Source organism: Paenibacillus sp. WG02, assembly GCF_055396115.1.
In genome coordinates, this window is the sequence record NZ_AP036016.1 from 90,489 (window position 1) to 116,536 (window position 26,048).

At 41.9% G+C, this 26,048-nt stretch carries 18 protein-coding genes; all 18 read left to right on the forward strand.

All coding sequences use genetic code 11. From position 1 onward, the window contains the following. Positions 1-2 precede the first annotated feature (2 nt). Positions 3-353: an S-layer homology domain-containing protein gene (locus ACBP55_RS00445; RefSeq protein ID WP_464653196.1), complete on the forward strand. Its 351-nt coding sequence runs from the start codon at positions 3-5 to the stop codon at positions 351-353. A gap of 234 nt (positions 354-587) precedes the next feature. Next, positions 588-3,539 (forward strand): S-layer homology domain-containing protein, encoded by a 2,952-nt coding sequence (locus tag ACBP55_RS00450; RefSeq protein WP_464648965.1) that lies wholly within the window; start codon positions 588-590, stop codon positions 3,537-3,539. Positions 3,540-3,768: 229 nt separating this feature from the next. After that, positions 3,769-6,720 (forward strand): S-layer homology domain-containing protein, encoded by a 2,952-nt coding sequence (locus ACBP55_RS00455; RefSeq protein WP_464648965.1) that lies wholly within the window; start codon positions 3,769-3,771, stop codon positions 6,718-6,720. 301 nt (positions 6,721-7,021) lie between these two features. Next, the gene (locus ACBP55_RS00460) at positions 7,022-9,973 is read left to right on the forward strand and encodes an S-layer homology domain-containing protein (RefSeq protein WP_464648967.1); all 2,952 of its coding nucleotides are present in this window, start codon (positions 7,022-7,024) and stop codon (positions 9,971-9,973) included. A 325-nt stretch (positions 9,974-10,298) separates the two neighbouring features. After that, the gene (locus ACBP55_RS00465; RefSeq protein ID WP_464648969.1) at positions 10,299-13,472 is read left to right on the forward strand and encodes an S-layer homology domain-containing protein; all 3,174 of its coding nucleotides are present in this window, start codon (positions 10,299-10,301) and stop codon (positions 13,470-13,472) included. Between the two features lie 58 nt (positions 13,473-13,530). Next, positions 13,531-14,076, forward strand: a complete 546-nt coding sequence (locus ACBP55_RS00470) for a hypothetical protein (protein WP_464648971.1) — start codon at positions 13,531-13,533, stop codon at positions 14,074-14,076. Between the two features lie 192 nt (positions 14,077-14,268). Beyond that, on the forward strand, positions 14,269-14,541 hold the full coding sequence (locus ACBP55_RS00475) for a small, acid-soluble spore protein, alpha/beta type (protein WP_464648973.1): 273 nt from the start codon (positions 14,269-14,271) through the stop codon (positions 14,539-14,541). A 341-nt stretch (positions 14,542-14,882) separates the two neighbouring features. Next, positions 14,883-16,088, forward strand: a complete 1,206-nt coding sequence (gene metK / locus ACBP55_RS00480; RefSeq protein ID WP_173189756.1) for a methionine adenosyltransferase — start codon at positions 14,883-14,885, stop codon at positions 16,086-16,088. A 189-nt stretch (positions 16,089-16,277) separates the two neighbouring features. Beyond that, positions 16,278-16,538, forward strand: coding sequence for a hypothetical protein (locus ACBP55_RS00485; protein ID WP_464648975.1), 261 nt, complete (start codon positions 16,278-16,280; stop codon positions 16,536-16,538). Positions 16,539-16,742: 204 nt separating this feature from the next. Continuing rightward, positions 16,743-19,346: a stalk domain-containing protein gene (locus ACBP55_RS00490; protein ID WP_464648977.1), complete on the forward strand. Its 2,604-nt coding sequence runs from the start codon at positions 16,743-16,745 to the stop codon at positions 19,344-19,346. A gap of 94 nt (positions 19,347-19,440) precedes the next feature. Further along, positions 19,441-20,628, forward strand: coding sequence for a sensor histidine kinase (locus ACBP55_RS00495; RefSeq protein WP_268617269.1), 1,188 nt, complete (start codon positions 19,441-19,443; stop codon positions 20,626-20,628). Then, entirely contained in the window at positions 20,606-21,331 is a 726-nt protein-coding gene (locus tag ACBP55_RS00500) for a response regulator (protein WP_029194926.1), read from the forward strand. Before ACBP55_RS00495 ends, ACBP55_RS00500 begins: the two co-directional genes overlap by 23 nt. Before the next feature lie 67 nt (positions 21,332-21,398). After that, the gene (locus ACBP55_RS00505; protein WP_464648978.1) at positions 21,399-21,794 is read left to right on the forward strand and encodes a hypothetical protein; all 396 of its coding nucleotides are present in this window, start codon (positions 21,399-21,401) and stop codon (positions 21,792-21,794) included. A 47-nt stretch (positions 21,795-21,841) separates the two neighbouring features. Further along, complete coding sequence (locus ACBP55_RS00510) at positions 21,842-23,791, forward strand: ATP-dependent helicase ComFA (RefSeq protein WP_464648980.1); 1,950 nt, start codon at positions 21,842-21,844, stop codon at positions 23,789-23,791. Positions 23,792-24,073: 282 nt separating this feature from the next. After that, a complete protein-coding gene (locus ACBP55_RS00515) occupies positions 24,074-24,574 on the forward strand; it encodes a ComF family protein (RefSeq protein ID WP_464648981.1) in 501 nt (166 codons plus the stop codon). Between the two features lie 109 nt (positions 24,575-24,683). Beyond that, complete coding sequence (locus ACBP55_RS00520; RefSeq protein WP_464648983.1) at positions 24,684-25,106, forward strand: TIGR03826 family flagellar region protein; 423 nt, start codon at positions 24,684-24,686, stop codon at positions 25,104-25,106. 113 nt (positions 25,107-25,219) lie between these two features. Beyond that, entirely contained in the window at positions 25,220-25,492 is a 273-nt protein-coding gene (gene flgM, locus ACBP55_RS00525; RefSeq protein WP_464648985.1) for a flagellar biosynthesis anti-sigma factor FlgM, read from the forward strand. Between the two features lie 39 nt (positions 25,493-25,531). Then, positions 25,532-26,029 carry a flagellar protein FlgN gene (locus ACBP55_RS00530; protein ID WP_464648987.1) on the forward strand — a complete coding sequence of 166 codons (498 nt, stop codon included), beginning with the start codon at positions 25,532-25,534 and terminating at the stop codon, positions 26,027-26,029. Positions 26,030-26,048: the final 19 nt, after the last annotated feature.

The window sequence follows — 26,048 nt, forward strand, 5'->3', positions numbered from 1 at the left end:
GGATCATTCGTGGTAATGCAAACGGGACATTTTTACCTCGAGCTCCAATTACGCGACAAGATGCAGCTGTAATTATAGCAAGAGCTGCGGAACTGAAACTGACCTCAGATGAAAAGAAATCGTTAGCGGCGCTTCAAAAGGTCTTCACGGATGCTAATAGCGTTGATATCTACGCAGTTCCTTCTGTGGAGGCTGTTGCAAAGGCTGCTTTAATTGAAGGAAAAGATAATGTACTTCTTCAAGGCCAAAAGAAATTGACTCAACGTTTTGATCCAACAGAGAACTTCACACGTGCCGAAGCTGCTGAAGTAGCGATTCGTGTAATGAAGCAGCAAAAAAAGCTTCCTAAATAATAAAATCATTTTAAGACTGTGTCCGATTCATCGGATGCAGTCTTTCTTTTTTATTTCGTTACTGGAAAATACTTATCAATGAAATTATGCAAACAGTCACGTATACTAATCCATGTAGCCAAGGTGATAGACGCGAAGCTACATAGAGTCATGTCATGATTCATTAGTCGTCCCGTTGGTTATAAGTTTTTATAACAAAAAAACTTTCATAATATTAGGAGGAAACAAACTTTTATGAAGAAAACATTATCCGTAGTTCTTACATCCGCTATGGCTCTTTCCATGTTCTCATCCCTAGCATTCGCTAAAACGTCTGCTGACTTTACAGACTTGAAAGACCTGGATGCAGCAACAAAAGCAAAGTTCGATGCGATGATCTCTGCTGGTATTTTTGACGGCGTGACTGACACAACATTCGGTCTTAAAGACGAAATGAACCGTGCACAATTCGCGAAAGTAGCGGCATTGATCATGGGTCTGGAAGTAAACAAAGACTTGAAAACATCGACATTCACTGACGTTAGTGTAACCGACGCAGCGAATGGTTATGCACTTCCTTACATCGAAGCTTTGAAAACTGCAGGCGTTACTGATGGCTATGCGGAAGGTCAGTACAACCCGGCTGGTAAAGTAACAAAAGAACAACTGGCTACTTTCTTAGTTCGTGTTCTTGGTCAAGACGCGGCAGCAAAAGGTAAAACAGGTACAGACACAACCGTTTCTGATTGGGCACAAGGTTATGTAGCACTTGCACTTGACTTGAAACTTCTTTCTAACGGCACAGACGGTAAATTCGGCGGTATGGCTAACGCAACTCGCGATCTTCTAGTGAGCGGCGCATACGAAGCAAAACAACAATACGTACCAGCTGGTAAAGTATCTGTCACTGGCGCGAAAGCAACTGGCGTACAACAAGTAACAGTAAGCTTCAACAAACCCGTAGATACAGCAAAAGCAACAGTTGCTTTGACAAAAGGTACTGCTGATATCGCAACTACTATCAAATTCGCTGATGATAAAAAATCCGCTGTACTGACATTGACTGACGTGAAAGTAAGCGAAGGCAGCTACACAGCAACACTTTCTGGTTTGGATGCAGCTGGTGTTGATAAAACAACAGCAACATTCACAGCTGAAAATGAAAAAGTGACAAAACTTAGCTTTGTAAATGCAAGTGATAAAATTGCTAAATCAGCTAAAGTCATTGTAAAAGTAAAAGCAGAAAACCAATATGGTGAAAATGCTTCAATCAATGGTGGAAGCTATACAGCATATGTAGCGGGTGCTTCTCAAGCATTGACTAGAAACGAAGATACAGGTTTGTTAGAGCTTACACTTGACACAAGTGCTAAACAATCCGAGATTGATGTTATTCCTGTGAATGTATTCTTAACGAACTCTTCTGTATCGGTACAAAAAACATTAAAAGTTGGAACTGAGCCTTACGTAACGAAAGTTGAGTTAGGTACAGTGAAATATCCAACGGGTAAAACGACGCTTTCCAGCAAAGGCGACGTTGCAGAAATCGGAATCACACGTTACGATCAGTATGGTGATGTGATCCCTGAAGGTGCGATAGCAGCAACCCGTACGGCTTATGATGCAGTTATCACGCCTTACAGCTTTGACGCTCTTAAACTTGCAACTGGCGATTATGATACTGTAAAAATCAGCTTGGATAAAGAAGTTGAAAAAGCAGGAGACTACACAGCAACGATCTATGTTGGTTCTGCAAGTGCAACAGTAACGGTAAAAACAGAATCTTCAAAAGTAGCTAACAAAGTTGAGTTTGGTTCACTTAATGGCGTATTAGCACATGGCGATACAAATAAATACATCCCGATCGTTGCTTATGATGCGAATGGTAACAAATTAAGTGCACAAGACATTGCTGATCAAGCAACAGCAAAAAGATTCTCCCTTTCCGTTTCCGGCGCAACAGTTGCAACTGGTAACAACGGAAATGATGCGATTGTACAAACAGGTGAGCATAAAGGTCAAATTAAACTTGACTCGATCGATGCTTCCGCTAACAGTGTAGTATTCGTCAACTTAGGTATCTACTCTGCTAATGTTCAAAACAACGCACAACAAAGCTTCACGATTCAAGAAGCTCGCAAACCAGAAACACTCGTACTTGATGGTGACAAACCAGCACAAAAAGCACTTGTTGGAGCAACAGCAACAGTAAAATGGTTTGTTAAAGACCAATACGGCGAGAAACTAGGCAATACGATTGCTGATTATGATGGAGATTACAAAGTACTCGTGACTGTAACAGGTACTACGTTTGCTGACTTCACAGGTCTAGGTTCAACAAACCTGACACAAGCAGCTCCAAAAACGTATGAGTATACAGCTACAAATCTTAAAGATTTTAACAACATGGATCTAAAACTTACGGCTCTTGGTGCAGGAACAGCGAAAGTTGAAGCGAAGCTAATCCAAAACCCTGGTAAAGCGAACGAAAGCACTCTAAAAACCGTGGATAGCTCCATGGAAGTTGTTGCGAACACTACAGATTTAACGTACAGCATCAAGCCAGTAAGTGACCTGTATGCAACACTTGATAGTGGTGTAGTTAAAGATGCTGAGAAGCTTTTGACGCCAGCAACGGAGTGGGTATTCAACGGAAGTCTTGGAAGAAAAGTAGAAATTACAGCTAAGAACACATCTGGAGATGCAGTAGCAATCCCAGCAGGTCGTGTAATTAGTGCTTCCTCTTCAGATCAAAATGTTGCAAAAGTAGCACAAAACGGTGGCGATATCGTTGTTGTAGGTAACAAAGCTGGTAAAGCGACTATCACAGTTGTATACAAGCTAGCTAATGGTTCCACAAAAGACGAAACCGTTGCGGTTAATGTAAAAGCAGATCAAGTAGTTGCTGCAGCAGTAACAGCAGATGGATCTAATGACATTACAATGCCGACTGTAACACCAGTAACGGTAGCTGCAAACACATTGTTGCCAAACTTGAAAATCGTTGACAACTATGGCGTTGAGTACACAGACGCTGAGTTGGTAAGATACGCAGATCTACTTGGTGTTCAATATGTAGTAACTGATGTTAAAGGTGGAACAGTAACAGTTAATGCTGACCGCACAATTACGATTGGCGCAGGCGTGACTGAGTTCAACATCAAGGCTATTGCAAATGGCAAGTCCGTTACGACTTTGGTTAACTAATACAAGCTAAGAAGGCCCGCGAGGGCCTTCTTTCTTTATATGTAGGCTACAGTTCAACTGGAAAATACTTATCAATGAAATTATGCATACAGTCGCGTATACTAATTCATGTAGCCAAGGTGATAGACGCGAAGCTACATAGAATCATACCGAGATTCAAAAGTCGCCCCGTTGGTTATAAGTTTTTATAACAAAAAACTTTCATAATATTAGGAGGAAACAACCCTTTATGAAGAAAACATTATCCGTAGTTCTTACATCCGCTATGGCTCTTTCCATGTTCTCATCCCTAGCATTCGCTAAAACGTCTGCTGACTTTACAGACTTGAAAGACCTGGATGCAGCAACAAAAGCAAAGTTCGATGCGATGATCTCTGCTGGTATTTTTGACGGCGTGACTGACACAACATTCGGTCTTAAAGACGAAATGAACCGTGCACAATTCGCGAAAGTAGCGGCATTGATCATGGGTCTGGAAGTAAACAAAGACTTGAAAACATCGACATTCACTGACGTTAGTGTAACCGACGCAGCGAATGGTTATGCACTTCCTTACATCGAAGCTTTGAAAACTGCAGGCGTTACTGATGGCTATGCGGAAGGTCAGTACAACCCGGCTGGTAAAGTAACAAAAGAACAACTGGCTACTTTCTTAGTTCGTGTTCTTGGTCAAGACGCGGCAGCAAAAGGTAAAACAGGTACAGACACAACCGTTTCTGATTGGGCACAAGGTTATGTAGCACTTGCACTTGACTTGAAACTTCTTTCTAACGGCACAGACGGTAAATTCGGCGGTATGGCTAACGCAACTCGCGATCTTCTAGTGAGCGGCGCATACGAAGCAAAACAACAATACGTACCAGCTGGTAAAGTATCTGTCACTGGCGCGAAAGCAACTGGCGTACAACAAGTAACAGTAAGCTTCAACAAACCCGTAGATACAGCAAAAGCAACAGTTGCTTTGACAAAAGGTACTGCTGATATCGCAACTACTATCAAATTCGCTGATGATAAAAAATCCGCTGTACTGACATTGACTGACGTGAAAGTAAGCGAAGGCAGCTACACAGCAACACTTTCTGGTTTGGATGCAGCTGGTGTTGATAAAACAACAGCAACATTCACAGCTGAAAATGAAAAAGTGACAAAACTTAGCTTTGTAAATGCAAGTGATAAAATTGCTAAATCAGCTAAAGTCATTGTAAAAGTAAAAGCAGAAAACCAATATGGTGAAAATGCTTCAATCAATGGTGGAAGCTATACAGCATATGTAGCGGGTGCTTCTCAAGCATTGACTAGAAACGAAGATACAGGTTTGTTAGAGCTTACACTTGACACAAGTGCTAAACAATCCGAGATTGATGTTATTCCTGTGAATGTATTCTTAACGAACTCTTCTGTATCGGTACAAAAAACATTAAAAGTTGGAACTGAGCCTTACGTAACGAAAGTTGAGTTAGGTACAGTGAAATATCCAACGGGTAAAACGACGCTTTCCAGCAAAGGCGACGTTGCAGAAATCGGAATCACACGTTACGATCAGTACGGTGATGTAATCCCTGAAGGTGCAATAGCAGCAACCCGTACGGCTTATGATGCAGTTATCACGCCTTACAGCTTTGATGCTCTTAAACTTGCAACTGGCGATTATGATACTGTGAAAATCAGCTTGGATAAAGAAGTTGAAAAAGCAGGAGACTACACAGCAACGATCTATGTTGGTTCAGCAAGTGCAACAGTAACGGTAAAAACAGAATCTTCAAAAGTAGCTAACAAAGTTGAGTTTGGTTCACTTAATGGCGTATTAGCACATGGCGATACAAATAAATACATCCCGATCGTTGCTTATGATGCGAATGGTAACAAATTAAGTGCACAAGACATTGCTGATCAAGCAACAGCAAAAAGATTCTCCCTTTCCGTTTCCGGCGCAACAGTTGCAACTGGTAACAACGGAAATGATGCGATTGTACAAACAGGTGAGCATAAAGGTCAAATTAAACTTGACTCGATCGATGCTTCCGCTAACAGTGTAGTATTCGTCAACTTAGGTATCTACTCTGCTAATGTTCAAAACAACGCACAACAAAGCTTCACGATTCAAGAAGCTCGCAAACCAGAAACACTCGTACTTGATGGTGACAAACCAGCACAAAAAGCACTTGTTGGAGCAACAGCAACAGTAAAATGGTTTGTTAAAGACCAATACGGCGAGAAACTAGGCAATACGATTGCTGATTATGATGGAGATTACAAAGTACTCGTGACTGTAACAGGTACTACGTTTGCTGACTTCACAGGTCTAGGTTCAACAAACCTGACACAAGCAGCTCCAAAAACGTATGAGTATACAGCTACAAATCTTAAAGATTTTAACAACATGGATCTAAAACTTACGGCTCTTGGTGCAGGAACAGCGAAAGTTGAAGCGAAGCTAATCCAAAACCCTGGTAAAGCGAACGAAAGCACTCTAAAAACCGTGGATAGCTCCATGGAAGTTGTTGCGAACACTACAGATTTAACGTACAGCATCAAGCCAGTAAGTGACCTGTATGCAACACTTGATAGTGGTGTAGTTAAAGATGCTGAGAAGCTTTTGACGCCAGCAACGGAGTGGGTATTTAACGGAAGTCTTGGAAGAAAAGTAGAAATTACAGCTAAGAACACATCTGGAGATGCAGTAGCAATCCCAGCAGGTCGTGTAATTAGTGCTTCCTCTTCAGATCAAAATGTTGCAAAAGTAGCACAAAACGGTGGCGATATCGTTGTTGTAGGTAACAAAGCTGGTAAAGCGACTATCACAGTTGTATACAAACTAGCTAATGGTTCAACAAAAGACGAAACCGTTGCGGTTAATGTAAAAGCAGATCAAGTCGTTGCTGCAGCAGTAACAGCAGATGGATCTAACGATATTACAATGCCGACTGTAACACCAGTAACGGTAGCTGCAAACACATTGTTGCCAAACTTGAAAATCGTTGACAACTATGGCGTTGAGTACACAGACGCTGAGTTGGTAAGATACGCTGATCTACTTGGTGTTCAATATGTAGTAACTGATGTTAAAGGTGGAACAGTAACAGTTAATGCTGACCGCACAATTACGATTGGCGCAGGCGTGACTGAGTTCAACATCAAGGCTATTGCAAATGGCAAGTCCGTTACGACTTTGGTTAACTAATACAAGTTATAGAGCAGATAGAGGAGACCCGCGAGGGTCTTCTTTGTTTTGCGTTCTAGTTCTATTTGAAGTAATGGATGATAAGAGGATTTATAGAGATCAATTAGAGATTTTCAGTTTATTTTAAGCTAACTTTTAGCGGAAATTCAGCTTCTATACATATTTACTTTACAAATAAGTAGTAATCTTAAACTTGTCTGGGAGGTAATCATACATTAGAAAGAGAGTGATTCTTAAAAAGTTGTTTCTGAAAACTAGTTTTTAACAAAAACTTTAAAAATATTAGGAGGAAACAATCCTTATGAAAAAAACACTATCCGTAGTTCTTACATCTGCAATGGCTCTTTCCATGTTCTCATCCCTAGCATTCGCTAAAACATCCGCTGACTTCACAGATTTGAAAGATCTCGATGCAGCAACACAGGCAAAATTTGATGCGATGATCTCTGCCGGTATCTTTGACGGAGTATCAGATACTACATTCGGTTTAAAAGACGAAATGAACCGCGCACAATTCGCCAAAGTAGCAGCATTGATCATGGGCCTTGATATCAACAAAGACTTGCAAACTTCCACTTTCTCTGATGTTAGTGTAACCGACGCGGCCAATGGTTATGCACTTCCTTACATCGAGGCTCTGAAAACTGCAGGCGTTACTGATGGCTATGCAGAAGGTCAGTACAACCCGGCCGGTAAAGTAACAAAAGAACAACTGGCTACTTTCTTGGTTCGTGTTCTTGGCCAAGATGCAGCAGCAAAAGGCAAAACAGGTACAGACACAACGGTTTCTGGTTGGGCACAAGGTTATGTTGCTTTGGCACTTGAATTGAAACTTCTTTCCAACGGTACTGACGGTACATTCGGCGGCATGGCTAATGCAACTCGCGATTTGCTTGTGAGTGGTGCATATGAAGCAAAACAACAATACGTACCAGCTGGTAAAGTTTCTGTCACAGATGCGAAAGCAACGGGTGTACAACAAGTTACAGTAAACTTTAACAAACCAATAGATACAGCAAAAGCAACATTAGCTCTAACAAAGGGTACTGCTGATATCGCAACAACGGTAAAATTTGCTGATGATAAGAAATCTGCTGTACTAACGTTAACTGATGTAAAAGTAAGCGAAGGCAGCTACACAGCAACGCTTTCCGGTTTAGATGCAGCTGGCGTTGATAAAACAACAGCAACATTTACAGCTGAAAATGAAAAAGTTTCAAAACTTAGCTTTGTAAATGCAAGTGATCACATTGCTAAATCAGCTAAAGTCATTGTAAAAGTAAAAGCAGAAAACCAATATGGTGAAAATGCATCCATTAATGGTGGTAGTTATACAGCATATGTATCTGGAGCTACCCAACCATTGACTAGAAATGAAGACACAGGTTTACTAGAACTTACACTGAATACAAGTGCGAATCAGTCTGAAATTGATGTTATTCCTGTCAATGTATTTCTAACAAACTCCTCAGTATCTGTTCAAAAGACTTTTAAAGTTGGTACAGAACCTTATGTAACTAAGGTAGAGTTAGGTACAGTAAAGTATCCAACTGGTAAAACATCACTTTCAAGCACTGGCGATGTGGCAGAGATCGGAATCACTCGTTATGATCAGTACGGCGATGTGATTCCTGAAACAGCAATTCCGACAAACCGTACTGATTATAATTCAATAATTACGCCGTATAGTTTTGAGGCGCTTAAAATGGTAACAGGCGACTACAATACAGTAAAAATCAGCTTAGATAAAGCAGTTGAAAAAGCAGGAGACTACACCGTTACGATTTATGTAGGTTCTGCAAGTGCGACCGCAACAGTGAAAGCCGAATCATCCAAAGTAGCTAATAAAGTAGAGTTTGATTCATTCGCAGGTGTGTTAGCACACGGTGACACCAACAAATACATTCCTATCATTGCTTATGATGCGAATGGGAACAAATTAAGCGCACAAGATATCGCTGATCAAGCTGCAGCGAAAAGATTCTCCCTTTCGATATCTGGTGCAACAGCGGCAACAGGAAATAACGGAAATGACGCGATTGTCCAATCGGGCGAGCACAAAGGTCAAATCAAACTGGATTCCATCGATGCTTCTGCTAACAGTGTTGTATTCATGAATTTAGGCATCTACTCTGCTAACGTTCAGAACAACGCGCAACAAAGCTTTACAATTCAAGAAGCTCGTAAACCTGAAACCATCGTACTTGATGGTGACAAACCGGCACAAAAAGCGCTTGCTGGTGCAACAACAACAGTTAAATGGTTTGTAAAAGACCAATATGGTGAGAAATTAGATAAAACGATTGCTGATTACGATGGAGATTACAAAGTATTAGTAACGGTAACGGGTTCAACGTACGCTGACTTCACAGGACTAGGCTCAACAAACCTGACACAAGCAGCTGATAAGACTTATGACTTCACAGCTACACATTTAGAGGATTTCAACAGCAAGGATCTGAAATTCACGGCTCTAACTGCAGGAACAGCAAAAGTTGAAGCGAAGCTAATCCAAAACCCAGGTGCTACGAATGAAAGCACACTCAAAACGATTGACAGCTCCATGGAAGTAGTAGCAAATAATACTGATTTAACTTACAGCTTGAAACCAGTAAGCGACTTATATGCAACTCTTGATAGCGGCGTGGTTGCAGCTTCTGAGAAACTCATGACACCAGCTAGTGAGTGGGTATTCAACGGAAGTCTTGGAAGAAAAGTTGAGATTATAGCGAAGAATACATCAGGAGATGAAGTAGCGATTCCAACAGGTCGTGTAGTAAGTGCAGCTTCTTCCGATCAAAACGTCGCACAGATAGCACAAGATGGTGGAGATGTCGTTGTTATAGGTAACAAAGCAGGTAAAGCAACAATTACAGTTGTTTACACATTAGCTGATGGATCTGCAAAAGATGAAACAATCGATGTTAATGTGAAAACAGATCAAGTAGTTGCAGCAACTATAACAGCAGATGGTAATAACGACATTACAACACCGACTGTAGGAACGACAACGATAGATGCATATAAATTGTTGCCAAACCTTAAAATTGTTGATAACTATGGTGTGGAGTACACAGATACTGAATTAAACAGATATGCAGATCTTCTTGGTATCCAATATGTAGTGACTGATGTTAAAGGCGGAACGGTGACAGTAAATGCTGATCACACAATTACAATCAGCGCAGGCGTAACAGAATTCAACATTAAAGCTATTTCGAACGGCAAAACAGTTACGACATTTGTTAACTAATTAAAGAAATACTGAAGATAAAGAGGGCCCGCAAGGGTCCTCTTTTTTTGCATTATACAATATTTTTGAAATTTCTTTTTTAAAAGCGCAACTTTTTTGCGAGACACGCGTTTAATACTTTGAAAACAAAAACAAATGATTTCCTATTTCCAAAACGTATTTTTAAAAATAATTCTTTACGAGGCAATTCGACCACTGTATAATATACATTGGCGTGACTGTCTATATTTTCTAACTAGTTTACTAGTTTCCGCGTGGCAATATTGTGTCACAAGCGAACTTAGTTATATTATGCTCTAACTCTGGAAAGGGGGTGAACCAAACAATGAGTAAATCGAGCTCAAATATTGTTAGATTCAACCTAAAAAATAAAACCAAAGATATTCAAGGAGGAGAAAAAAAGGTTATGAAAAAAAGTTTATCCGTAATTCTTTCTACAGCAATGGCATTATCCATGTTTTCTTCCGTAGCATTCGGTAAAACATCTGCTGATTTCACAGATCTTAAAGATCTTGATGCAGCTACAAAAGCAAAATTTGACGCATTGATTAGCGCAGGTATTTTTGATGGAGTGAGCGAAACTACATTTGGTCTTAAAGACGAAATGAACCGTGCTCAATTCGCAAAAGTTGCAGCTTTGATCACTGGAATCGAAGTTAACAAAGATTTGAAAACTTCCAGCTTCACTGACGTTAAATCCGATGATGCAGCTAACGGTTACGCGCTTCCTTACATCGAAGCTCTTAAAGCTAATGGAATCACTGATGGTTATGGCGAAGGTACTTACAACCCAGCTGGTAAAGTAACAAAAGAACAACTTGCTACTTTCTTGGTTCGCGTTCTAGGTAAAGATGCTGCTGCAAAAGCAAAAACTGGTACTGATACAACTGTAACAGATTGGGCACAAGGCTATGTAGCACTTGCTCTTGAGTTGAAACTTCTTCCAGCTGGCGCTGACGGTAAATTTGGCGGCCAAGCAAACGCTACTCGCGACTTGCTTTTGACTGGTGCATATGAAGCGAAAGCTCAATACGTATCCCCAGGTAAAGTATCCGTAACTGAAGCTAAAGCAACAGGTGTTAAAACTGTTACTGTAACTTTCAATAAACCGGTTGATACTGACAAAGCAAAAGTAGCTTTGACAAAAGGTAATGTTGCTGTTGCTACAACAGCTAAATTCGCTGATGACAAGAAATCAGTTGTGCTTACATTGACAGATGTGAAAATTAGCGATGGTTCTTACACAGCAACTCTTTCTGGTCTTGATGCAGCTGGTGTTGACAAAACAACTGCTACATTTACTGGTGAAACAGAAAAAGTTACTAAACTTAGCTTCGTAAATGCTAGCGACAAAATCGCTAAATCCAAAAGCGTAACTATAAGAATCAAAGCTGAAAACCAATACGGCGAAGTTGCTAGTATCAATGGTGGTAGCTACACAGCATACGTTCTTGGTGAATCTAAAAGTGTTACAAGAAACGAAGATACAGGATTGCTTGAAATTAAACTGAATACTCAGTGGAAAAACATGGCACCTGGTGCTACAGGAACTGCACCTACTAATACTGAGTACCAATCCGAGCTTGATGTTCTTCCAATTAACGTCTTCTTGACTAATACATCTGTATCTGTTCAAAAAACATATAAAATTGGAACTGAGCCAATCGTATCTAAAATCGAACTTGGGGCTGCTAAATATCCAAATGTTAAGACTGCTTTAACAGAAGCAGGTGATTATGCAGAGTTCGCTTTGTCGAGATTTGACCAATATGGTGATGTAGTTGATGAAGGTGCAGTTGATGCAGTTCGCACTAACTATGATGCTATCATTACACCATACAGCTTTGATGCTCTTTCGGTTAAGAAGCAATCTGCAGGTGGCGCTTATGACAAAGTTAGAATTACTTTGGATAAAAACACAGAAAAAACTGGTGATTACACAGCAACTGTATACGTTGGCGCTAGCAGTGCGACAGCTACAGTGAAAGTTGAATCCACAAAAGTGGCGAATAAGGTTGAATTCGGAAGCTTTACTGGCGTTTTGGCTGAAGGTGACGGAGTTAAATATCTTCCTATCGTAGCATACGATGCTGCTGGTAATAAATTGTCTGCTTCTGACATTGCTTCCAACGCAAACAGTAACAGATTTGCTATTTCTGTATCTGGAGCAACAATTCCTGCAGATGGTGGCACAATCAATGGTGGATCCGATACTTATAAAAACGGTAATGCTGCCATTGTTCAATCCGGTGAACACAAAGGTCAATTACAACTTAATGGTGTAACTGCAACAGCTAACAGTGTTGTATTTGTAAACGTTGGTATCTATTCTGCAAACGTTCAAAACAATGCACAACAAAGCTTTACAGTTCAATCTACTCGTAAACCTGAAACAATTGTATTAGATGGTGACAAACCAGCACAAAAAGGTATTGCAACTGCAGCTACAACTGTTAAATGGTTTGTAAAAGATCAATACGGTGAGAAATTGGGTAGCACAATTGCAGCTTACCAAGCTGATTATAAAGTAACTGTGACAGTAACGGATAGCACATATGCTACCTATACTGATGGTACTAACACTTATAATCAAGCTGGCGATCAAACATTTGATGTAACTGCAGCTAATTTTGGAACTGGTTTTAACAGTAAAGGTCTTGTACTAACAGCTGGAAATACACCAGGTACTACTAAAATTAAAGCACAATTAATTCAACTTAGAGATTCCAACCATGCATTACTTTCCTCGCCAAATGTTTTGAAAACTATCGATAGTTCTTTGACAGTTGTTCCAAACGCTGACCTTACTTACAGCGTAAATGCAATTAAAGATTTATATGCTGCACTTGATAGTTCATTGACTCCATCTTTTGATAAATTATTGGTCACTAATGGATCAACTCCAGCGACTGATGTAGATGGTGATGGATCAGTAGATTGGGCATTCAACAGCAGCATTGGTAGAGCTCTTGCAGTTAGTGCAAAAGATAAATCAGGAGATGCTGTTAAACTTCCTGGTGGTCTAATTGTAAGTGCAAGTTCATCCAACCAAGATGCTGCAAAAGTTGTACAAAATGGAAACGAAGCTACAGTTATTGGTAACAAAGCTGGTAAATCATCCATTACTGTAGTTTACAAAACAAATGGTGGTTCAACTTCTGATACAACTCTTGATGTTAATGTTAAGGCTGATCAAGTTGTAGCTAGCACAATTACTGCTGATGCAACAACAAGTACAGTTTGGGCTGCTAACACAACTCGTCAAGCTGCGGACTTAATTTCTGGTCTTAAAGTTGTAGACAATTATGGAGTCGAGTACACAACTTACGAACTTATTAAATACCGTGAATTCTTAGGTTTACAGTATGTAGTAACTGATGTAGTTGGTGGTACGGTAACTGTTAACAATAATGGAACAATTACAATCGGTACTGGTGTAACTAACTTCACTATCAAAGCTATTTCTGGTGGAAAAACAGTTACAGCTCTTATGCGCTAATTTTTAAAAACAAGAAAGGCCCTTGCGAGGGTCTTTCTTTGTTATTGGAAGGTGAAAAATGAATAAAGTAACTTTAATTGTTTGTTCAATACTTTTGTTATTAGTACTTTCACAGTTTAATCCTGTCCTAGCCGAAGCCCCATCCCCAGGCTCGTCCACCGACCCGGTGATCACAAAGAGCTACTTTGACCAGAACACCTTAAGCGAAGCAAAGGTGAAGGAGCTTGTCGCCTCAGCGATCGCGGCCAATGCTGGCGGAGGCCAGCCTAGCGGGAGCAACGGAGGCGCGGGCACTTCCACGCCAGCGACAATGAAGGTTGTCCAATTGCAAAATGGACAAACGCTTTACGCCGGTGCTGGCGCTGAGTTTATCGTGCGAACAGGCAAGGTACTCGCTGTGAGCAACGATGAAAATGGCATCCCGGATGTAACGGGAGGCAAAGATCTGCCAGCGGGAACAGAAGTCGCGCTGAATCATCTTTTGATCTTCCCGGCCGAAGGCCGCGGTATTAAGCCGTCGCCGAAGAATACGGCAGACATCTTTGTCATGGTACGAGGAAGCTATTTATTGTTGAATGCCGACGGAAGTAAGGCGGCTCAATAAAATTTTTGTGTAATGCTATGCTAAATACTGCATGTATTTCAATAAAAGTCTTCTCCATAATTTTACCCAAACTGACAAGTTCTTATGCGGTTCGACTTCAGGAATCTAGCCATACTAGTGATGTACTCACATCATCGGCAATTGCTTATGGAGTGTCGTAATCACAACAAAAACTCTAAGGAGGCGTTTGTTATGGCTAGAAACAATAATAAAGTGGTTCCAGAATCGAAAAAGGCTTTGGATATTCTAAAGTATGAGATTGCTGCTGAATTAGGATTGCCTGTTGGTAAGCAAATGTCGCTTAATGCGGATACAGAGTTTGCTACGGAATTGGGAGCGATTCCCTCCTCTTCTATGAAGGAAGACTACTGGGGACATATTTCTTCGAGAGATGCGGGAGCTGTAGGAGGAACGATTACTAAAAGATTGATTCAGAAGGCAGAAGAAGCGCTATTTTCTTTATAGATATTTATGTATTTTGTTGAATTATTCATAATTTCTTCACGGTTTTCTGCATTGACACTAGACTACAAATGACGTAAGATAACTAATTGAAGGTCAATATTTAATTTAACCTTTTCCAATCGGGAAAGGTTCATTTTTTTGTTGTCTTTATTTATGGATTACTGTTTGATTCTTATTTTTACCATTGCGGAATTCAAGGATCTTGTCAGCGCTTGAGCGCAAAAGAGGGATTCCGTTTGGCGTGAAAAGCTGCCGCTAAAGCCGGGCCCACTTTTTTTCATATAGAGGCATCGTGTAGAAGCTTTTCAAACATACTAAATGATATTAGGAGGATGAATGATATGGCGCAAGTACGTGGACGTCGTTTATTTACATCCGAATCCGTAACAGAAGGTCATCCGGATAAAATTTGTGACCAAATTTCTGACTCGGTATTGGATGCATTTCTTGCCAATGATCCGAATGCTCGTGTAGCATGTGAGGTATCTGTAGCAACTGGTTTGGTTTTGGTAATCGGTGAGATTACTTCAAGCTCTGAATATGTTGATATTCAAGCAATCGCTAGACAAACAATTAAGGAAATTGGTTACACGCGTGCGAAGTATGGTTTTGACTCCCAAACATGTGCGGTTCTCGTTTCTTTGAATGAACAATCCCCTGACATTGCACAAGGTGTTAACAGAGCTCTTGAAGCAAGAGAAGGTTCGATGTCTGATGAGGAAATTGAAGCAATCGGTGCTGGTGACCAAGGTCTGATGTTCGGATTCGCGGTTAACGAGACGCCTGAGCTTATGCCTCTTCCAATCTCGATTTCTCACCAATTGGCTCGTCGTTTGACCGAAGTTCGTAAAAATGGAACTCTTCCATACCTGCGTCCTGACGGTAAAACACAAGTAACGGTTGAGTATGTAGATGATAAACCAGTTCGTGTTGATGCAATTGTTGTATCCACACAGCATGGTGAAGAAGTTACGTTGGAGCAAATCCAAAAAGATATTAAAGAACATGTCATTAACCCAATCGTTCCAGCTCACTTGCTGGATGCGAACACAAACTATTTCATTAACCCGACTGGCCGTTTCGTTATTGGCGGACCTCAAGGGGATGCTGGTTTGACTGGTCGTAAAATCATCGTTGATACTTACGGTGGTTATGCTCGTCACGGCGGCGGCGCATTCTCTGGTAAGGATCCAACGAAAGTTGACCGTTCCGGTGCATACGCAGCACGTTATGTTGCGAAAAACATCGTAGCTGCTGGACTTGCTGAAAAATGTGAAGTTCAATTAGCTTACGCAATTGGTGTAGCTCGTCCAGTGTCCATTGCTGTGGATACTTTTGGTACAGGTAAAGTTAGTGAAGAGAAGCTTGTTGAGCTGATTCACTCTAACTTCGACCTTCGTCCTGCGGGAATCATCAAAGAGCTTGACCTGCGTCGTCCAATCTACCGTCAAACAGCTGCTTATGGCCACTTTGGCCGTAATGATCTGGATGTTCCTTGGGAGCGCACAGATAAAGCTGAGTCTTTGAAAGCACAAGCATTGGTTTAAAATAATGAAAGTCGTCCTTATTGGGCGACTTTTTTGCATTTTTGATAACTGGAAATCACAATAAAAAGAGAACATATGTTTGTTTTATTTTCTATTTTATGGTATAATATATATGTAGCCGGAAGATGCATGAGAGTCAATTTTTATGGTATAATCGTAAAACAGAATTAAGTAAATGGATCGGGAGTGATGATGTTGGATAATGACTTGAAAGAAGCACTAACCGCGTTACTTAAGGCTGAATTATCACCTGTAATAGAGAGACTAGATGGAATCGACAATCGATTGGACAGATTGGAATTAGAACAAGCTCAAATTAAACAAGCTGTTCTGGAGACCAATGAAACAGTGAAGAGAATTGAAGTCATTCAAGAGCAGCAGCATAGGATTATCGAACTCTTATCCGCACGTTCCATTGAACACGAAGCTAAAATAAAACGAATCCTTTAATTATAATATCAAGCATCTCAAGCAGAGAGCAGATCCGATTAGGGTCGTGCTCTCTTTTATTTTTCTGGTGCTTGGTCATATTTTTGACGTATAAATACAACTCTCAATCTATCGTAACTTTTTTACTAGTTTATGAGTCTATATAAGTACGTTCAAAAAGATAGATACTAGTCTTAGACTGAAAGAGGAGAGTGGAAAAGCAACATGACGGTACAGAAGCAAGTAGGAATGGGTGCGCTGGCTTGCGCATTGGTGTGGCAATTGGTGGCGGGGACTACGGTAAACGCGGCAGGGCCGACGTTGACACTTAGTTCGCAGGAGACGATTACATCTGGTGCAGTTATGAAGAATTACATTTGGACAACAACGAGAAGCAATAAGGACGTTTCGGTGAACGCCAATGTGGTAGAGGTCGATTTGACGAATCCGAACGTGAAGATAGACGCAATGGCTGGAACGAAGAATCAGTTCACGAAAAACCAGAGTGTTCTGGGGATGGTGAAAGATACCGGTGCCGTGGCAGGTGTGAATGGGGATTTCTTCAATACACAAGCGGAAGGTGTTCCGGAAGGCGCGCAAATTACGAATGGTCAAGTAATGGCGACCCCGGCGAAAATATCTGGACTTTATTCTTTTGCAATTACGAAGAGTAATCAACCGATTATTGATATTTTTGATTTTCAAGGCAGGGTGACGGCGAAGGACGGGACTTCTTTTGATCTTGGCGGTGTGAACAAAACGTATTATTGGGACGATAACGATGTTGCAATGATCGCAGATGGACTTTTCCTCTATACGAATGCTTGGGCTTTAACGCAGCGTGCGGTAGATGGAACCCATGTTCCAACGGAAGCACTCATACAGAATGATGTGGTCAAGGAAATTGCCGTAGATACGAATATTAAAATGGTAGCTCCTGCAGATGGCTATATCCTCAGAGGCTCAGGCCTAGCTAGGGAGTTCATCGTAAATCACTTCAAAGTCGGAGATAAGATCACTACCAAATATGATATGGTCCCGCATGATGCGTCTAAGACGTATGATTGGAAGAATTTCAAAATGCTCATTGGCGGCAGCACACTGCTAGTGGATGAGGCGAAGCCGAGTTATTTTACACGTAATATTGGAGATTTCAGTGGCTACAGCCCACGTTCCCGAACGGCTATAGGCTACTCCAAAGACATGAAGACGGCTTATATCATTACTTCTGATCGTAGTGCAGGCAGTGCAGGAATGACGCTTCCAGAGCTTCAACAGTTTATGATTAGTGCTGGCGTTTGGAGAGGGATGGTTCTGGATGGCGGGGGATCGACTCAGATGGTTTCAAGACCACTCGGAGATTTTGATCCGAAGCTAGTTAATAAAACAGAGAATGGCAATCAGCGTTCGGTTGTAAATGGTGTGGGTGTGTATTCGACAGCACCTAAGGGCGATTTGAAGGGACTTATTTTAAAAGGTCAAAATATTTTATTCATGAATGAATCCAGCACTTATCAATTTAAAGCTTACGATGATTATTATAATCCGATTTCCGTAGATGGTATTGTTCCACAGTGGAGTAGTTCCACGACGAACGGAGCGTTCAAAGATAATGTGTTTACACCGACACTACCTGGTAAAACGCAAATCATTGCCAAGTCAGGCAAAGGTTCAGCATCCATGGACGTTGAGGTTGTCGGAAGAGATCAGATAACTTCCATGAAATTTAACTCAGGATCCTTTTCACTTACAGAAGGCGGGGATTTCAAGCTGCCCATATCTGTAACGACTAGAAGTGGCGCAACACGTGAATTGCCTCCGGCATCAGCGACTTGGGAGCTAAGTGGGATTAAAGGGACTCTGAAAGACGGTATTCTTCATGTGGATAGCGCTTCGGGCTCTCAAGCTGCTCAAGTTATTGCGAGATATGATGGTTATAGCACAATGGTTACACTGCCTATTGGCCAGGAAAAGGTTTGGTATGATCTTGATAAATTTGCGGTTATGACAACAGGTGATAAGTACCCGGCAGAGGTTGTCTCCGCAGTTAATATTGTGCCAATTAGCGGTAATAAAAGTCTGGAAATTTCGTATGATTTTACAAAAGGAACTGGTACTAAAGCAGCTTATGCTAGATTCAATGGGATGAATGGTGCTCCGATTGAAGGAGAACCGGATTTTATCACAGCCAAAGTGCTTGGTGACGGAAGCTTTAACTGGGTGCGTGCAGAAATTATTGATGCGGATGGTAAGCTGAATTACGTGAGTTTCACTGAAAATATGAACTGGACAGGCTGGCGCAAGGTAACGGCTGATGTGTCCGACCTCAAATTCCCGATCAAGATCAAGAGTGTATATGTCGCTAATCCCGCGAATGGGCAGGATGAAAGAGCACTCAAAGGGAAAATTAATATTGATGATATTTCTTTTATTTACAAAGGACAGCTAGCCGCTTTGCCGAAAAATACGATAAAACTGAATGTGTATAAGAAGCAAGCGACATTGAATGATAAATCCTATACATTGGAGCAAGAACCGACGATTGTGAATGATAATACGTTGGTTCCGATTCGTTTCGTAACAGAAGCATTAGGCGGCAATGTGAAGTGGGATGACAAAGAGCGGAAGGTAACCGTCGTAAGAGGCGATAAGCTTATTGACCTATGGATTGATAATGCTGATCTGCTTGTAAACGGGGATCGTGTGACGGCTGAAGTGTCTCCTAAAATCATGAATAATGTGACGATGGTGCCTTTGCGGCTCATTTCAGAGAAATTAGGCTTTAAGGTAGGCTGGGAACCCAAAAATTATGGGATAACGATCGAATAAATAGTGCTAGAAGTACACGGCAAACGGGTAGAACTATGATACAATATGGGGTAGACTAATTTCTAATATTGTTTTATAAAGGAGCTCGTTTCATTTGCAGCCAGACGCTATAGATCGTGTCATTAAAAACGCAATTAACGTCATGGAGAGCAGCAAGTATCAAATGTTTGAAATCGCTGAAGCTTCTCGTTTGGAAAAAGAGTCACTTACTCGCGAGCTCGAAGAGATAAAGTATGAAACGAGTGTTACCATCGAGCTGGTTGACAATTTGGAGAAGGATTACAAGCGGTCTCGTATTCGACTTACGGAGGTCAGTCGTGATTTCAACAAGTACCGTGAGGAAGATATCAAGATTGCTTATGAAGCCGCGATTGCTTTTCAATTACAGCTGACAATTGCTAGGGAAAAAGAAAATAATCTAAAGACTCGGCGCAATGATCTGCAAGTTCGCACGAAAAATGTGGACAAGCAGGTGGAGCGAGCAGAAACAATCGTATCGCAAATGAATGTGGTACTGGAATATTTATCAGGCGACCTTAATCAGGTGACTCGTATACTCGAATCCGCCAAGAACAGGCAACTACTCGGTTTGAAGATCATTTTGGCCCAAGAGGAAGAGCGGAAGCGAATTGCGCGTGAAATTCACGATGGTATGGCTCAAACCTTGGCGAATGTTGTGCTTCGAACCGAAATTGCCCAGCGTATGCTTGTAAAAGAGGATATTCCCGCGGTGAAGGAAGAATTAGTAGATTTGAAGGGTCAAGTCAGAGGGGGGCTTGAAGAAGTTCGCAAGATCATCTTCAACCTCCGTCCGATGGCGCTCGATGACTTAGGAATCGTTCCGACACTGCGTAAATATGTACAGGATTTCGAAGATAAGTATAGAATTCGCACACAGTTTAATCTCGTAGGCAAGGAGACTCGCATTCCGTCTGGGCTTGAAATTGCTATTTTCCGACTTGTGCAGGAAGCTTTATCTAATGTAAATAAGCATGCAAAAGCTACTTTCCTATCTGTTGAGCTCACACTGGAGCCGGATCAAGTGCAAATCTACGTTGTAGATAACGGGATCGGTTTCGACGTGCCGCAGACAGAACAAAGAATAGCCAAGGGGAATAATTTTGGCTTGCTGGGCATGCGTGAGCGTGTCGAGCTGCTGGAAGGCACGATGGTTCTAGAGTCCGAAAAAGATTCAGGTACAAAAATTACGATGCTAATCCCTATCGGCGGCGTTGGAGAGAACAAGGAGGAAAATCAGAATGGACAACACGGCGAGTCATAAACGCAATGTGCATATTGTCATTGCGGACGATCATCAGCTGTTTCGCGAAGGTGTTAAACGAATTATTAATATGGAAGATGATATGGAAGTCATCGGTGAGTGCGGTGATGGTATCCAGGTTATCGAGCTATGTAATCAAATTACGCCGGATATTGTTCTCATGGATATTAATATGCCTCTCGAGAATGGCGTTGTAGCGACTGAACGGCTTAAGCTTATTTTTCCAGACATCAAAGTAATCATTTTATCCATTCATGATGATGAGAGCTACGTGTTCGAAACTCTTCGCAAAGGGGCTTCAGGTTATTTGCTGAAGGATATGGAAGCGGAGTCGCTTATTAATGCGATTCGTTCCGTAGTGGCAGGTCATGCTTATATTCACCCGAAGGTTACTGGCAAGCTGATTAATCAACTTAGACGTATGACCTATTTGGATGATGTGGGTGTAGTTGGTTCCGGTCAAGGTGTCAAAGATTCTGGTCTTAAATACATACATAATGCAAATAGTCCGCTAACCAAGCGTGAAGCAGAAGTTCTTCGTCTTATGGCGGAAGGTAAGAGCAATAAGCTTATCGGAGAGTTCCTCTATATCAGTGAAAAAACGGTGAAAAACCACGTCAGCAGCATCCTCCAAAAAATGGAAGTTGATGATCGTACACAAGCGGTTATTATAGCAATCAAAAATGGTTGGGTAACGTTGTAATCTCCATTTTACGAGAGGAACCCCCCTTAACTTTGCAGCATACACTGCAGGTAAGGGAGGGACCGCTATGTGGATTGGATTGCTTTGGATCTTAGGTTGCTACGGAATCAGCATTGCTGTGCTCCATTTATTGCTCGGAACCCGCAGAGGGAGAAGCAGGAAAACAGCTAATGTGCTGCTCGTCACCAAAAATAATCAAAACCAAATTGAATGGTATATTCGCTCTCTGTTTTTTTTCTCGCGATTTAAGGGCAATGAAGTAAAGGCAACGGTTTTCGATGAAGGATCGTCCGACGATACGAGGAAAATCATTGAGCGCTTATCCCTTAGCCATGCATTAGAGCTGCGCTATCAGACGGATTATGATGCGGTTGACCATTATTTACGTCAACACGATAATGAACCAGTGACGGTCGTTCATCTAAGCAGCAGGGAGGATCTTGTGAAGATCCATGTCGGTTGAAGGCAACGGTTTCAAGTACTTAGATTACAAAGAGAGTACGGTGAGGAATGAAGGTTCAACTTTACGCAGTAAGTTTGGGGAAAGAATGGGAGTGGCGATTAACGATTCACTCGCAAACGGACATCCAATATTGGTTCGAGCAATACGCAGCCGACGCCGGCCTCGTACTGTTCGAACCTTTTATTTCGTTAGGGCAGGGTGTGCGGATGCTTGAGAGGCTTCGGAGGGAGCGTTTATTCGAGTTCGGGATGGATGACGGGAGAATGCTGCAACGTTTTCGTCTTATAGCAAAAGAATGTGAGATACCAAACGGTAAAGATTTGGATATGAAAATGATTCGCTATGAAATGTGGAGACAAGGAATGTTTCCAAGAATACCGTTGAATGCCACGGTATACGCCAAGATTGTTGAAGCTTGCAGCGGGAGGTCGCTGCTTATTGAGGAATTTCAACAGCTGTTGGAGGCTGCTGGGATAGATCTCCACTCTGAGGATGCTTGGATATCTTACTTGCAACTGGGTCATCTCAACGATGACTTAGAAGTGGGGAATGGACTGGAGATTATGGAGCGCAGAGATTGGCGCAAAGGATTTAGGAAAATGATAGCCTATCGCTGCAATCGTTGCGGCAGTGGTGAGGAGCGCATGTTTTGGTCGGACTGCCTACATTGCGGACAAGCATGCCCTTATTGTGAAGAATGCTTGACCATGGGGAGGTCGCGGTTTTGTTCTTTGCTTATTCTTGGGCGGTCGGAGGAGATAGTAACAGTTGGGAAGGGCGTGGTGGAGTCTCGTCGGGGACAGAGTGACCATGAGGAAAGTGCTCCATATGAGCATTTTCGTACCTATTTGGAGCCGTGGGGGCTGAGCGATGCACAAGCGAGGGCTTCTCTGGAGGGACTGCGCTATATAAGCGGGGAGATGGCAGAGGTCGGACCGTGGGCGCGAGCAAGAGTAAAATCACGAGCAGAAAGGAACGATCGGACGCCTCGAAGGTTTCTAATCTGGGCAGTTACCGGCGCGGGAAAGACGGAGATGATCTTTCCATTTATCCATCACACTGTTGCGAGAGGAAGGCGCGTACTTATCGCGACACCTCGTAAAGATGTGGTGTTGGAGCTGCAACCACGAATAGGTCGCGCTTTTGCCGTTTACAGCGTGGTGACGCTGTATGGTGGAAGCGAACAGCGCTGGGAGCAGGGGCAGATCACGATCGCGACAACGCATCAACTGCTCCGTTTTCATGAGGCCTTTGACCTTGTCATTATCGATGAAATTGATGCATTCCCCTACCATAACAATCCCATGCTTACTTATGCGGCAGCTAAAGTCTGTAAGCCAAGCGGAACGAATATTTTGCTTTCGGCCACACCTCCGAGAGCAGTTAGGCAAGCTGCAAAGCGGGGGCGATTACCACATGTCCGGGTTCCGGTACGTTTTCATAGGCACCCATTGCCAGTACCTCAGTTGGTTTCGGTCCCACCTCTTAGGAAAGTGATTCAGTCAGAAACATTGCCGAGGTCATTATTTACTAAGTTGGTGGCCTCGGTGGAACGAGGTGCGCAGGTGTTTGTTTTTGTCCCCAACATTCAATTGGTTGAGTCGATGGTTAATCTACTAAGGGTTAAATTAAGCCATGATAAAAGTGAAGCCATTATATGCATCGAAGGAACTTCATCAAAGGATCTTGCTCGAACAGAAAATGTCCAACTTTTTCGAAACAGAGAGATCCGAGTGCTGGTCACAACAACGATTTTGGAGCGAGGAGTCACGGTTCCCAAGTCAGACGTGTTCATTATGGATGCCGACTCGCAGCTATTCGATGAAGCAGCGCTTGTTCAGATGGCTGGGCGTGCAGGTAGATCGCAGGACGATCCGGCAGGGAAGGTCTATTTTGCAGCAAAAGAAATCACGCAATCTCAAAAGGAGGCCATTCGACAAATTAAGCAGATGAATCGTATCGCGCGTAAACAAGGTTATTTATTAAGGGGGAAATGAATGAGCTATCAGCAATTGGATATGAGAATTTTGATTAAAAAAGTGATAGGTTCGGTGGCTTCGCTTCTTAGTCCGCTAAGAAAAGAATGTTCGCTCTGCAAGCAGAATAGCACTCTCCGAGTTGATGAATTAGGACTTTGCCATTCATGTTACACACGAATTCCTTGGATTCGAGAAGCGCTTTGTCCAACTTGTGGACGAGGGGAGTTGTGCTCAGATTGTCAACGGAGGCCGCATTTCTATTTTGTAAGAAGCCGTAGCGCTGTCAGATATGATGAAACGATGAAGGAATTATTGGCGCGATATAAGTATCGTGGAGATGAGCGTTTGAAAACGGTCCTCGGACAAATGCTTGTTCATTCGTATCACTTATTACATAAGGTTAGAGACACTTTTCCCTCAGAATCCGGTTCTGTGAAGGAGCTTATCACTTTCGTGCCTGTAAGCGAGCGCAGAATGCTGGAACGCGGGTTTAATCAAGCAGAGCAGATGGCAATTGAACTAGGTCAAAGAATAGGGATTCCTGTAATACCCCTCCTTAAGCGTTCCAAGCATACAGATAAACAAAGTTTTAAGAAGAGGAGTGAACGGCTGGACGATTTGGAGCATGTCTTTGAGGTAAATGATTCGATTCATGCTTATTTGGGAAAATCCCTGAATGCCTCATACGTTATTTATATTGTGGATGATGTTTATACGACAGGAAGCACCATGAATCAATGTGCCAAGGTTCTTGGAGAGTATTTATCTGCTGAAGTATTCGGACTAACATGGGCGCGATAACAGGATATATCACCACATCTGTCAAAAATATTATTGTGCAAACGCTGTCGAATTGCTGTAAACTGGAATTAATAATTGGGTAATTGGGAATAATAGGAGGGGCTATACAATGGGCATGAATGTAGCTAATTGTCCACGTTGTGGGAAAATATTCGTAAAGGGCTTTGCTGAGGTTTGTCCGAATTGTGTAAAGGATTTGGAGCAGCAGTATGATAAATGCTTGAAATACCTGCGTGAAAACAAAGGTATCACCATAAATGATTTAAGTGAGGCAACAGGGGTAGCGGTTAAACAGATCACTAAATTTATCCGTGATGGCCGAATTTCCATTGTGCATGCGCCGAATATGTCCTATCCTTGTGAAGTGTGCGGAACTTTAATTCGTGAGAATACGATTTGTGAAGCATGTCGAATGAAACTTGTTAAAGATGTGAGGAACAATGCCGAGGATGATAGACGGAAGCAAGAACAAGCTGAGAAAGATAGTAAAGTAAGCTTCAAAATTCAAGAACGCTTGCGGGATCGGCATTAATTTAGAAATAGGACTGCAGAGATATAAAGTTTCATATAGGAGATGCCGATAATAGTTCTAAAGATTATCGGCATTTTATTTTTTTAGGTCAAAGAACATAGGAGTGTTACGGTATGAAAATTAATGATAATCAACGAATCGGCGCTATTAATCCGTATAAGAAAACGGGAGATGCCACTTTCGCTCATGCTGCCGGCAAGAAAGGTAAGCCTAAGGATCAAGTCGAAATTTCTGCTGAGGCAAAGGAACTTCTAGGGGCTTCGGGAAGTACTCGCACGGAAGAACAAACGCTTCGTATTGAGGAATTAAAGTCGTCCGTCGCTGCTGGGACTTATCGTGTGGATGCGGGTAAATTAGCTGAGAAAATTCTCCCTTATTTGAAATAAGCAAATAGCGTATACAACAGATAGAAGCAGGTGACGATCATGTCGATACAGCCCTTGTTGGAAACGATGGATAAACTTCAGGAAGCGCATGAAGCTCTACTTGAACTTGCAAAAGGGAAGACGGAGGTTCTTGTTAGCAATGATATCGATCAACTCAATATGATTGTTAATCGGGAGAATAAATGGGTTAGGGCGATTGCAGAAGCGAATCAACAACGGATTCAAATCATCGGCTCTTACTTGATATCTAGAGGTTATAATCCCAATCCTAAGATAACGGTTAGTGATTTGATTAAGGTTATTTTTAAGGCAGAAGAGAAGCAAGCGCTAATGGAAGCTCAACAAAAGCTGCTTGTAACCATAGAGGAACTAAAAGAAAGCAATGTCATTAATCAGCAGTTAATTGAACAGTCCTTGGCTTTTGTCAATTATTCACTGGATTTGGTCATAGGCGCGCCAGAGGATGATATGGTCTATAGGAATCCCAATCAGGCCAAAAGTGGCAATCGATTAGGGATGTTTGATAGAAGAGGATAACTGCTAAATTCAGAATACC